General features: G+C 39.3%; 12 protein-coding genes and 1 pseudogene. 8 read left to right on the top strand and 5 right to left on the bottom strand.

Features of this window, described 5'->3' with window-relative positions; translation table 11 throughout:
* Positions 1-20: 20 nt before the first annotated feature.
* The 7 genes from MWU84_RS20715 (at position 21) to MWU84_RS20685 (ending at position 5,778) form a co-directional block, all read left to right on the top strand.
* Positions 21-368, top strand: coding sequence for a VOC family protein (locus MWU84_RS20715; protein ID WP_246905274.1), 348 nt, complete (start codon positions 21-23; stop codon positions 366-368).
* 172 nt (positions 369-540) lie between these two features.
* On the top strand, positions 541-1,344 hold the full coding sequence (locus MWU84_RS20710; protein WP_246905271.1) for a helix-turn-helix domain-containing protein: 804 nt from the start codon (positions 541-543) through the stop codon (positions 1,342-1,344).
* Between the two features lie 87 nt (positions 1,345-1,431).
* Positions 1,432-1,977, top strand: coding sequence for a cupin domain-containing protein (locus MWU84_RS20705; protein WP_246905269.1), 546 nt, complete (start codon positions 1,432-1,434; stop codon positions 1,975-1,977).
* Positions 1,978-2,579: 602 nt separating this feature from the next.
* Complete coding sequence (locus MWU84_RS20700; RefSeq protein WP_246905267.1) at positions 2,580-3,224, top strand: VTT domain-containing protein; 645 nt, start codon at positions 2,580-2,582, stop codon at positions 3,222-3,224.
* Between the two features lie 15 nt (positions 3,225-3,239).
* Positions 3,240-3,695, top strand: a complete 456-nt coding sequence (locus MWU84_RS20695) for an SRPBCC family protein (RefSeq protein ID WP_246905265.1) — start codon at positions 3,240-3,242, stop codon at positions 3,693-3,695.
* A 194-nt stretch (positions 3,696-3,889) separates the two neighbouring features.
* Positions 3,890-4,513 (top strand): gamma-glutamylcyclotransferase family protein, encoded by a 624-nt coding sequence (locus tag MWU84_RS20690; protein WP_246905263.1) that lies wholly within the window; start codon positions 3,890-3,892, stop codon positions 4,511-4,513.
* A gap of 272 nt (positions 4,514-4,785) precedes the next feature.
* Positions 4,786-5,778, top strand: a complete 993-nt coding sequence (locus tag MWU84_RS20685; protein WP_246905261.1) for an MBL fold metallo-hydrolase — start codon at positions 4,786-4,788, stop codon at positions 5,776-5,778.
* A 99-nt stretch (positions 5,779-5,877) separates the two neighbouring features.
* On the opposite strand, the gene MWU84_RS20680 is transcribed toward MWU84_RS20685, so the two are convergent.
* Complete coding sequence (locus MWU84_RS20680; protein WP_246905257.1) at positions 5,878-7,110, bottom strand: hypothetical protein; 1,233 nt, start codon at positions 7,108-7,110, stop codon at positions 5,878-5,880.
* Positions 7,111-7,199: 89 nt separating this feature from the next.
* Between MWU84_RS20680 and MWU84_RS20675 the strand changes: the two are divergent.
* A pseudogene (locus MWU84_RS20675) lies at positions 7,200-7,370 on the top strand (cation:proton antiporter); the annotation flags it as partial.
* Positions 7,371-7,389: 19 nt separating this feature from the next.
* Here the strand turns inward: MWU84_RS20675 and MWU84_RS20670 are convergent.
* From MWU84_RS20670 to MWU84_RS20655, 4 genes are all read right to left on the bottom strand, one after another.
* Positions 7,390-8,574 carry a M20 family metallopeptidase gene (locus MWU84_RS20670; RefSeq protein WP_246905254.1) on the bottom strand — a complete coding sequence of 395 codons (1,185 nt, stop codon included), beginning with the start codon at positions 8,572-8,574 and terminating at the stop codon, positions 7,390-7,392.
* 189 nt (positions 8,575-8,763) lie between these two features.
* Complete coding sequence (locus MWU84_RS20665; protein WP_246905251.1) at positions 8,764-9,672, bottom strand: FAD:protein FMN transferase; 909 nt, start codon at positions 9,670-9,672, stop codon at positions 8,764-8,766.
* Positions 9,673-9,803: 131 nt separating this feature from the next.
* Positions 9,804-11,240 (bottom strand): c-type cytochrome domain-containing protein, encoded by a 1,437-nt coding sequence (locus MWU84_RS20660; protein WP_246905248.1) that lies wholly within the window; start codon positions 11,238-11,240, stop codon positions 9,804-9,806.
* Between the two features lie 3 nt (positions 11,241-11,243).
* Positions 11,244-12,704, bottom strand: coding sequence for a DUF1501 domain-containing protein (locus MWU84_RS20655; RefSeq protein WP_246905245.1), 1,461 nt, complete (start codon positions 12,702-12,704; stop codon positions 11,244-11,246).
* Between the last annotated feature and the right edge of the window lie 172 nt (positions 12,705-12,876).

Below are 12,876 nucleotides of genomic sequence, written 5' to 3'. Positions count from 1 at the left end.
CAATCAAAAAACCTAATTAAATGACAGCAAGAGACAACCACATCAACTATGTAGAGCTCAAGGCAAAGGACCTTGAAAAAACTAAAAGATTCTACACTGCAGCCTTTAATTGGACCTTTACGGACTATGGCCCTACCTATATCGCCTTTTCGGACAGTGGATTGGAGGGGGGATTTGAAAAGACTGAAAATGAAATAGTGAACGGTGCCCTGGTTATTTTATATCACAAAAATCTTGCTTTCATAAGGGATAAAATAATCGAGGCTGGAGGTGATATTATCAAGGATATTTTTTCTTTTCCAGGAGGTCGTAGGTTCCATTTTAGAGACCCTTCCGGCAATGAGCTTGCAGTATGGTCGGATCAATAGAGGTATCATCGACATTCTATAACAACCGGTTACAAAAGGTGGATTCTAAGTAGATATGATTCCCCAACCTTGTTAATCCCCCAAAGTTTTCGCATATTTATATATGGGATTTTTTAATCATTGAATAAGTTTCCAAAAATGATTCCATTTAACACGGCCTAAAGCCGACTTTATGAATCCAGAAGCCATAAAAATATCGAGAATAACGAATAAGACCGTTTCTGAAAAGGACGGAAAATATTATTCTGTTTTTTGGATTCAGAACGGAGTAAAATCCCTTGAAATAGACAGGGTTTCATACAAAAATGTATCTAATTCCATTTTCTTTCTTCACCCTAGTATCAATTGGAAAATTTCAAAGGAAAATAGCACCACATCTTCCGGATATATCCTGTACTTGTCTAAGGAAATACTGGACAATCCCTTATTGAGCAAACTACATATAAATGAAATCAGACTTTTTACCACCGAGGAAATCCCCAAAATAAATTTATCCCCGGGTATTGAAAAAAGAATTCAGTCTATTTTGGAAATGCTTGATGAACTGATAGGATCGGAACTGAACCATAAGGACGATGCCATAATTTCCCTCTTGAATACCATTTTTGTCTATTGTGATGGTCAGTGCAATATCAAATCCGTTATTTCGGAAAACGATGCAAAAAAGGCAATCGTCTATAAATTCAAAAAACTGGTGGACAAGTGGTTTGCCAAGTACCACAAAGTAAGCGATTATGCTGATCTGCTCAATGTTTCAGACAACTATTTAAATGAATGCATAAAAGAAACCATTGGTGTAAATGCCAAGGCGGTTATAACCGAGAAAAGAATAATGACTTCAAGGCACGCTTTAAAATTTACGGATAAGACCGTAAAAGAAATATGTTTTCAATTGGGCTTCTCCTCCCCTGATTACTTCAGCTATTTCTTTAAAAAGCACACTGGGGTCACTCCGTCTATGCTCAGACAGAACTAAATCCTATAAAATCTAAGGATTTACCCCGTTTTTCGCATTCCCTTGCGCCACCTAATATTGTAAGTTGCTACTACTAAAAACAATATTATGGACAGGAAAAAATTTTTAAAGACAACAGGAGTAGGATTGGGATTTGCGTTGGTCCCAGGATTGGTACAATGTCAATCATCAACTGGAGATGGCGACTATTCCGATAAATTGGTGCCCAAGGTCATCAGGGACGAAGAAGGAAATGTTTTAAATGTAATAGGGGATATACAAACACATAAACTTGTTGGTAGCGAAACTGGAAACCAGATTGTGGAATGGGTAGACAATGTAGAACCAGGGGTAGGTATACCTCCGCACATCCATACCCGCGAAGATGAAATCTTTAGGGTCATTAAAGGGCAGGTAGAAATAATGGTCGATGGCGAGACTACTATTTTAAACGAGGGAGATGTTGCTTTTGCCCCAAAAAACATCCCTCATTCCTGGACAGTTGTGGGTACGGAAAAGGCCAAAATGATTACCTCGGCTTTCCCTGCCGGGATAGAACATATGTTCACTGAATTATCCCAATTACCACCTGGACCCCCAGACTTTCCTAAGGTTGCAGAGATATGTGCAAAACAGGGCATTACCTTTGTTTAATTTCAGAAGAAAACAGAACTAAGGTTCATTAGTACCTTCTACAAACACAAGCGCGAAGAGTTAAAAACCAAAATATTTTATTCATAAAAACCGTAGTCACACAGCCCAAGGCGCGACTACGGCTTTTTACTTTTAGCCTACCTTGTCTTTACCAAACATTACGCATTTCCCGTGAACATATAATGTTTTGGAATGTCACCGAAATAACGAATTCTACCTAAATGGAAAAGTTGTTTTAAAGGCTCGATTGCCCACAATGAAAGCTCTGAATTTACCTAAATTCTACTTTACGGAAATTTGCCTAGGCTGCCCAAAAAAATTCCGCACTGAGCCCAAAATAAGTTTGCCAAGTTAAAGGTGATTGAGAAAAACTTCTTCAACCTTACAAAATATTTAATACGTTCCCCAACATTGCACGCTAGATATTACGTACATTTAATAAACTATTTTTTACAATGGAAAATTGTTTCTTGTCCCATGACGCAGATACTACACCAATGTAGCCATGGCATTATTATGGGGATAATTTTACCCCAAACACAGTACTAATTACCACCCTTTCACCTTATTTTCAACTGGAGCAAATAAGATACAATTCAATTATGATGGACAGATTAATCGAAATAATATTGCATACGGATGATGCACTATTAGCCTTGGTGGCAGATAATGTTTTTAATGCCTATCTTCTACTTTTTTTTATAATCATGCTCGAGACCGGCCTTATATTCTTTCCATTTCTACCGGGGGACGGCCTTTTATTTTCCGCTGGAGTGGTAGCCGCCTCTACGAATTTAAACATTTGGATATTGCTGGTAATACTTATTATAGCCGCCATTATAGGAAACCTTTTAAATTTTACCGTTGGAAAATATTTGGGCGAAAAGTTGGAAAGAAGTAATAATTATTTTCTAAAAAACTACTTGATGAAAAGCTTGCCCAAAGCACAGAAATTTTATGACAAACACGGAGGAAGGGCCATAATTATAGGTCGCTTTTTCCCGATTATTAGGACCTATATTCCTTTTTTGGCCGGTATGGTCTATATGGAACGCCGTTTATTCTTAAAGAATACCATTTTAGGTGCTGTATTATGGATAAGCCTTTTCTTATTAACAGGTTTTTTTGTCGGCGAAATTACTTGGGTCAAGAATAATTATGGACTAATCTTCCTATCCTTAATAATAATTACTACTGTGCCACTAGTATTTTCCTTATTATTAAGGAAGAAATCAAATTCTAATTAATTCAATTAAGTAAGCATGGGATTTTATCAATTTAAAAAAAAACAGGAAATCAATGCCAGTCTGGAAGAAGTATGGAAATTTATTTCCGACCCCGCCAATCTAAAAAAAATAACCCCGGATTATATGGGCTTTGATATCATTTCAAAAGATGTACCTTCCGAAATGTATGCCGGCATGATTATAAGCTACAAGGTTTCACCCTTGTTCGGAATAAAGACAACATGGGTAACCGAAATTACCCATTTAAAGGAAAATAGTTATTTTGTGGACGAACAACGGGTTGGACCATACAAGATATGGCATCATCAGCATAGGATACAGCCGACGGAAAAGGGGACCCTAATGACAGATATTGTAAGCTACCAACCACCTTTGGGACTCCTGGGTAGTGTTGCCAACACCTTTATTATAAAGGGAAAGCTCAACGAAATATTCGACTATAGGACCAAGGCCTTGGATGAAATATTTTAAAAAGTGTCTCTTACTTATATAGTGAATTAAGCTAAATTTGGGGTGTTATGTCATCAAAGTATCTGGCCAAGAAATCTTCATCAAGACACCTTGAAATGGACTTTATTCACAACAAATTTGATTAAAGGGAAGCAAATTTCTTCTTCAATATAAATTTTATCTTCTTAATTATCAACATTTTACGATGTAAGTTAATGAACGGAAAATCCACTATAAAAATCCAAGAAGGCAAAGTAGGAATGATCGGATACGGTATGTTATCCTCTTTGGAGAGTCTCGAAGAAATTCTAGGTAGAAAATATGATGATCCTATCTATTGGATACATCTTATCGGCCTGCAGCGTGCTTGGAATTTTGTAGCCCCCAATAACGATCCAAATTTTCCTGCAGAATATATAAACTATGAATCCTTCTATCTAAAGAATAACAGCGCCATACCTTACGAAAAGTCTATTTTTTTAAATATTGTAGAGAATAAGGATATACGATTAAACTGTACTTTGTATTTCTTGACCCATGAGGAATTGGCATTGTTCGATCAATTTGAATTAGGGTATACCCGAATTGATGTCACGGATCGTGTTGAAGAATACAATTTTGAAAACGGCAGAGTCTATGCCTACAAGGCGCTGCCTGAATATGAGTATGATGACATTAATGACGAGGACAAAAGCATCATAGAAAAACGTTATTTAGATTTAGTATTGGCATCCTATGATAAATTGGGAAAAGAACACAAACTGGAATTTGAACAATCCACATTACCCCATGACCCCAAATTGGTGGCACCTGTAATACATAGGAAGATAAGGGAATAGGGTTTACAGGATTACGAAACACCTATTCGTATACTTAAGAATAATGAACGCTTATTTTAATTCCTATATTGAGCATAAAATACTGCCCAGCAAACCATTACATATGGAATCATTCCGTTCGAACAGAATAATTTACGGCGCTGTTTTAATATGTTATATTTAAAAAATAGCTACATTTAATAGACTCTATTCTCTAACAAGAAAATTGGGCCAACTCCCTCCCTAAGTATTTGAGCATCTCCCTTTTGAATTTTACATTTAAACGTCATAAAATGAAAAAAATGAAATTCGCCCTGTTAGGTGCAATGGTTTTTTTGGGTCTTATATTTATTGGCACTAGGCCATCCAATGGTCACTTTAGGGAGATAAAGGAAGGGACAATTACCAATCTCTATGATGCCTTTGGTAATAATCCGACACTTACAAAAGACTTTGGATTCTCCTGTATCACCAATTATATGGGCAAGACCATACTATTTGATGCTGGTGGGAATGCCGACATTTTCAAGGAAAATATTTCCAAACTAAATATAGATTTATCCCAGATAGATATAGTGGTTGTCTCCCATGGACATTTTGATCATTTAAACGGACTTGATTATTTGTTAAAAATTAATCCAACAGTAAAAATCTATTTTCCATTTGATATTTTTTGGGGTGCCGATGTAGTTTTTGATGCTACAGGTCAAGAACCGCTGATAAAAGATTCCTTACCAACGCGTATGCAGTATTTTGACGGCGGGGACACCAAATTCACCGTTGAACAAACTGGCAGATTTTGGAATTCTAACATGGAATACATAAAATCCTCCAAAGAAATTCTTCCTGGATTAACGTTAATTGCAACCAATTCATCATATATGGGATATTTTTCTTGCTATCCTGGAAAAAGTTTTGTGGAAGGCGGATTCGACCAAGAAAAAGAGGCTTGTAAAAATACCAATCTTCCTGAATTGTCCTTGGCCTTGAAAACGGCAGATGGACAGGTGCTTATCGTTGGCTGTTCGCATACAGGGATAGAAAATATCATACGAAAAACACAAGTGGTAACCCAGGACAAAATAAGTTTGGCCTATGGAGGCTTACATATGCTGCCATTTAATAGGGATCATACGACTAAACTGGTGAAAGTAATAAAGAATGAATTAAAGGTAGATAAAATTGCCCCCGCACATTGTACAGGCCATCTCGCCTTTAAAATTTTGACCAACTTTTACGGCGAAGATTATATATATGCCGGCTTAGGCGAAACTATAGCGTATTGATTAGCTAAGAAACAATAGAGCTATCCAGACTTGATTCGATCCCTTTTTAAGTCTTGGATTACGGCTTAAGATTTGGTATCCCTAATATACTAGAGATAATCACCCTTTTCCAACTTGATCTTTTTTCGAGTCTAAATTGCCAAACATATTAAGCAAAAAGTGCAAGGAGACGATTAACAAAAGTATAAAAAGATATTCATTAAAAAAGTTATCCTTGGCAGGGAAACTGGGAACATACAACCTAAACGCTACTGCATAACTCATAAAGGACAAAAGCAGTAATAACACACTATATCTCCAATCTTTAAAGCAAGCCAAATATAATCTGGGCTTCATTAGAAGTGCCAAATCCCTTCCAAACAATTGCCCGGCCAAAGGCCATAAAAATACAAGTGGTAAGGCAAATAATCTAGTTTCCCTGGCCAAAGTAGCCGTCATTACAATTGGAGTATTAATGGCCAGAGCAAGAAGAAATGACAGGACGTACTTTTTTTCCATAGTGGTAAATACCCTAGCTTTCCTGGTCATGTATAGAAAATAAAGACTTGGCCCCATTACCACAAAAAAAGAGACAAGAGTTTCAACGGAATTGGCAACAGCCCCAAAGTTCTCAAAGGCACAGCTCAGCCTATTGGCCGCCACCTCCGAAGTTTCCCTCCAAATACCGGTCACCCATAAAAACACACCCAGATAAATCGCATATAGGGGAATGGGTAAAAAGAGAAGAACTAATTTTCTTTTGACTTCTGAAGACCATATATTCCTAGACTTTAGACTAAGACCAGAAAAAATAACCACCAAACCCGGCCATAGAAAAACAGTACTTTCCCGGGCTATGGTTGCCATTAGAAACAAAGGGACAAAATACCCCCACTTTTCACGGATCAAGGATAAAATACTGAGCATAATCAAACAGTATTGCAGAGGCTCATCATAGCTGAAGACAGGTGGAAAAAACGCAAATAAAATAGAAAATGTCAGAAAATAAGCCACTTGGTTAAAAATCGCGTGACCCCTGGAAGCATTAAGTGCAATGGAAAGGATATATACCAACAATCCACTGAAAAACAACAATAACAGGTTTACCAGTACAAAGGACTCCCCTAGGGTAATTCCAAAAATACCTGAGGAACCCTCAATTAACAAGGAAGTCAACGGGCGTCTGGCAAAAGGTGCAAATTCTTGATGATATCTAATTTGGGAAGCTAAAAAAACATTGGAAAGTTCCGTGTTGTTTTCATTCAACATACTATCTGAAACCGGTAACATATGAATACCATAGATCAGCAGCACAAACAGAAAACTAACAAGGTAAGGACAATAGTTTTTCATACTATAATTACCAATGGTAAGGCTTAAAAGTAAACAAAACAATAGTTGGTTGTCATAATGCCAAAAATTTATTCTCTCCTTAACTTGAAAACATAGTTATGACTTGGAGTGGACTAAGAGGTAGTATTTCCATTGCCTTGGCATTCTGACTTACCACTAAAATGCACAGGGACCTTTTCTTGGCAATTACCTATGTGGTGGTGGTCTTTTCTATTCTGGTCCAAAGCTTAACCTTGGGAAAACCAGTGTATAGGTTATCCACGCAACAATCATCATGGTCTAGGCCAGTGATTCCAAGGCCAGCCAAGCCATTAAACCCCCTCCCGTTTCCAAGGCAGATTCATCTATATTAAAGGTTGGGGTATGCAATCCGGAAGTTATTCCCTTGTCTGTATTCCCCACTCCCAACAAATAAAAACAGGCCTTATTTTGTTGGGAATAATAAGCAAAATCCTCGGCAGCCATCCATAAGTCCAGATCTACTACATTTTCCGGCCCCAGATAGGCCATTGCCCCCTGTTTCATTGAATTGACAAAGACCTCGTCATTTTTTAAATGGGGATATCCCCTAGGAATATCTACTATGCATTCTGCACCCATCCCTTCTGCAATGCTTTTTACCAACTTCGTGAGTTTTTCAATAGCCTCCGTTCTCCACACCTCATCATAAGTTCTAAAAGTACCCTCAATAGTTACCTTGTCCGGAATTACATTGTTGGCTCCATCACCTATTATACGCCCAAAGGACAAAACACTGGGGGTTTTTGGTGATGCCATTCTGCTGACCACTTGTTGGGCAGCAACAATTACATGGGAGGCAATCAGAATAGGGTCTATACATTCTTCAGGTACCGCCGCATGTCCGCCTTTTCCGATAATGGTAATATAAATCTCATCCATACTGGCCATAAATAGTCCTGGTCTAAAACCTACCTTCCCTACAGGAAGGTTGGGCATTACGTGTTGTCCTAAATGGGGAATTGGCCCCAAGGCTTTATAGGCAGTCTCTTTCATTACCAAGGTGGCCCCTCCGGGCATGAGTTCTTCCCCGGGTTGAAACAGTAATTTTACAGTTCCAGAAAATTCGTTTTTAAGCTCTAATAAAATTTTTGCCGTCAACAATAATGAGGTCATATGGACATCATGTCCACAGGCGTGCATTACCCCTTTGTTTTGGGAAACATATTCCACTGTATTTTCTTCCTGTATGGGAAGGGCATCCATATCTGCCCTTAAAAGGATGGTTTTGCCCGAAGCCTTTCCATTTATTGTAGCCATTAAACCAGTTTTGGCAACAGATTCAATTTCGGTAATCCCAATTTCCAAAAGCCGTTCCCGCACATAGGCACAAGTCTTATGTTCTTCAAAGGAAAGTTCGGGGTGCTGGTGCAGATGCCTCCTTACCTTAACAAACTTTGAAGAATGTGCCTGGGCCAATTGTTTTATTTTGTCCTTAGTATTCATATAACTAGTGTTATGCTACAATATTACAATATAAATCCGTGCACTTTTTCAAGGATATAAGACGGAAGGGATATAGCTAAGAACATCAATTCTTCCAACGTTCATCACCCCTTCCTTCCCACTCCACTATACCTGGACCGGGACACCTTCCCCTTCTAGGGGAAGGAACCCATTTAATGTTTATTCTTTTTAATTTTCCATCACATAATTTAAAAATCCAGAACTATTCCATTGCTCATATTCTCCAGGGATATCCTCCACCATGAACACTTCTAAATTAGTTGTTTCCTGGATAACTTTTCTACCTTCTTCAATACCCAAAACACTCAAAGCAGAGGCATAGGCGTCTGCCATTCCACCATTGGCAGCTACAACCGTTACTTGGATATTATTACTTAACGCCATGCCATTTTTAGGATTGATGATATGTGAGTACCGCTTGCCATCTATTACGGCATACTGATATAAATCCCCAGAGGTGGCTATTGCCAGATTCTTCAACTTTACTTTTTGGAATACTTCTTCCCCATTTTTATCGAAATAACTAAATCCCAAAACCCAATACTCTTTATGGGGCGGGGGATCGCTAACGGTGATATCCCCGCCCATATCTACCAAGGCAGCAGTAATACCGTTCTTTTTTAATAGGTTTATCGCCTTATCTGCCGCAAACCCCTTTCCTATCCCGCCAACGTCCAATTGCATTCCTTCTTGTTTTAACCTTACCGTATTGCCGGTCGGGAATTCCACATTGCCGGAACCGGTTCTTTGTTGTGTGGTCTTTATTTCAGTTATTGAAGGAATTTGCCTGTTTTCCCGAGCTTTTTTCCATAGTTCAATCAGTGGTCCAAGGGTAATATCGAAGGCACCATTGGTATTTTTGGAATAGTCCACAGAAATATTCAGAAGCTGAAAAAGATCCTCGCTAACAGCCACATTCATATTTGGACTTTTACTAAGGAGGTTGATTTCACTTTGTGGAAGATAATTGCTTAGAGAGGCATTCAATTCATCTATCCTTCCAAATACCAGCTGTGCTATGGAATCCGCCTTTTGCCCGTCATTATAATAAAACATCAAACCAATTTGAGTACCCATTTGTTGGTGGGTATACTCATACCTTGTCTGGGCCTTCAGTAACGAATGAAAGAAAAAAAGATATATGAAAAAAGGCAGATGCAAAGCTCTATACATGATTATAGTCATAAATTGTAAATCCGTTTACGAAATTACTCTTTACTCTCCACAATAGTATCTTTCTCTATAAATTCAATTTTTAGTTCTGGATCAATTCCGTAGTCTAAATGTAAATTGGGTAATGCTTCTTTCAGCTCAGTGAGTCCCCCTTCAGAAATTTTGGTCTCCCATACATAAAGACTTCTAAGACCCTTGAAACCCTTTAGAACAGCAACACTTTCATCACTAATGTCCGTTTCATAGGCCTTTAACACCCTTAAACCGGAGTTGCCAATTAATTTCTTGAACTCAGCGTCCGTTACAGGGGTGCGATCTATTTCCAACCATTCCAAATTTTCACACATTGCCACCAAGTCCATTTCCTTTTCCCCAATAGGGATTCCACTCAGATCCAATTCTATGATATTATTGGAAATCCGTTTTAAATCCGTAATATTTTTAGGATCGTATTCTGGAGGCAAGTACACGGATATACTTAAAGCCTGGGAATTACTGGCAATCCTTTTGATGGTAACATAATCTGAAGCCAAATTTTGCAAGGTACTGTCCGCCACCTTGGGTAGTTTTGCCCATGAATTTGTTGTACCGGGCTCCATCATCTTTCTAACCATTCCGACCAGTGGCTCATCGTTATCCAAATGACTTAATTTAAGGGTATCAGACGCTCCCAAGGCTATCCAACGTTCCAATATTTGTATTTCGTTCTCGGACAATGGTTTTTTTCCTTCAGGCGGCATATGTTCTTCATCTTCCATTGGCAAATGTAAGCGCCTGATAAGTTCACTCTCTCCTGGATTCCCAACCACCAAAGCGGGGCCACTTTCACCTCCTTTGATAAGCTCACTTATACTGGTCATTAACAGCTCCCCTTTAATTTTATTCGGATTATGGCAGGCTATACAATTGTTATCCAATACCCTGTATACTATATGCTCATAAATCAATGGATTTTCTGGAATCTTCTCCAATTTCTTGCTTCTGGGCAGCGCCAAAAAGTCCTCCCCATGTGTAATCATTCCTCCATAGTGACCCGTAAGCCCCACCAAAATAATCAATACCACCTGTATTCCTTTCACCAAATAAGTCTGTTGTAAATGATTGGTACTCACCCAATACCATACAACTGCTAAAATAGCCACCCCGGCCCCCATCCATTGGTGCCAAAAAAGGAGGTCGCCTTTAGGTACGGATTCCGTTCCCAAAAAGAATCCTGTAATCGCCGTAAGCAGCGCGGAAATTGTGGCAACTGTAAGTAATAACTTGGGCACTATTCTATTAAAAAGGCCAATTAAGGCAGCCATTAATAAGAGCACAATAGGAAAATGCAAAATCAAGGGATGCCAATGTCCCAACCAGGCTACAAGGCTTGGAAGATCGATAAAAGATTCAAAAATTAAACAGAAAACAAGAAATACAGTAAGACCGAATATAACATAATCGACCCAAGGAGAACTATTTTTTTGAGCCATATACTATGTTAAGATATCATTTACAACATTACCGGCAACGTCTGTAAGCCTAAAGCGACGTCCCTGATATTTATAAATCAATTGTTCGTGATCCAGTCCTAAATTATTCATGATCGTGGCATGGAAGTCATTTATATGAACCGGATTTTTTACGATATTGTATCCAAATTCATCGGTTTCCCCATAAGTTATACCTGGTTTTATACCACCTCCGGCCATCCAAATACTGAAAGCCCTTGGGTGATGGTCCCTACCGTAATTTTTTGGATCAAAATTGCCTTGACAGTAGTTGGTCCTTCCAAACTCCCCGCCCCAAATAACCAAGGTGTCCTCCAACATGCCCCGTTGTTTTAAATCCAGGATAAGGGCAGCAGATGCCTGATCCACATCCTTGGCCTGTCCGGCCATTTCATTTGGCAGATTGCCGTGTTGGTCCCAACCTTGGTGGTATAACTGTATAAATCGCACTCCATTCTCAGCTAGCCTACGGGCCTGTAGGCAATTGGCGGCATAGGTACCGGGGACTTGGGACTCTTCCCCATATAATTTTATAATGGATTCTGGTTCCTTTTTAATATCCATAACATCGGGCACGGACATTTGCATCCTATAGGCCATTTCATATTGCGCTATCCTAGATTCTATCTCATCGTCTCCGGTTTCCACGTGGTGCATTTTATTGAGTGAGGAAACATGATCCAATAAATGTCGCTTATCGGAACGTGAAACTCCATCCGGATCATTCAAATACAGCACTGGATCCTTGCCAGACCGCAGCAACACCCCTTGGTGCTTGGAATCCAAAAATCCGCTGGACCAAAGTTTGGAGTATAAGCCTTGGCTATTTCCTTTCCCCCTAGATGTAAGCACAACAAAAGAGGGTAAATTTTGATTTTCACTACCCAGACCATAACTCATCCAAGACCCCATACTGGGCCTTCCCGATTGCTGACTCCCAGTCTGAAAAAAGGTGATGGCCGGGTCGTGGTTTATGGCCTCCGTGTGCATACTCCTTACTATACAGATCTCGTCGGCAATTTTAGCGATATGTGGAAAAAACTCGCTTACCCATGCGCCACTTTTTCCATGTTGGGAAAACTTGGCAGCCGAAGGCATTAAAGGAAATTTATCCTGTCCAGAGGTCATACCCGTAAGGCGCTGTCCATTACGTATGGATTCCGGCAAATCCTCCCCCATACGTTTGGCAAGGGTGGGCTTATAATCGAATGACTCCAATTGGGATGGTGCCCCTGATTGAAATAGGTAAATGACCCTTTTGGCCTTTGGGGCAAAATGGGGAATTCCCAATGGCTGACTCGCCAAAGGCGCAGGACCTCCTTTAAAAAGATCTGGGATTAACAAAGATCCTAATGCCAAAGAACCGATTCCTACACTTAATTGGGAGAAGAAGTGTCTTCGGTTTACCTTTAGCGGATTTTCAGAATTTGTTTTGTCTTCTTCCATAACTGTTATTCTTTGGTAATTGTTTCGTCTAGATTGTATATCACCTGTGCCGTTAACATGAGTGCGGCCGTTTTTGTCGGATCGGTATCCAGCCGTTTATATTCGCCTTGGGCAAGCAATTTTTCCGCATTCCCCTTGTCGCTCAAGAATTTCTCAAGGGCATCCGTATAGT

Origin of the sequence: Arenibacter sp. F20364, from assembly GCF_023015905.1 — a bacterium.
Taxonomy (GTDB): Bacteria; Bacteroidota; Bacteroidia; order Flavobacteriales; family Flavobacteriaceae; genus Arenibacter.
This window is presented reverse-complemented; position numbering and strand designations above follow the sequence as displayed.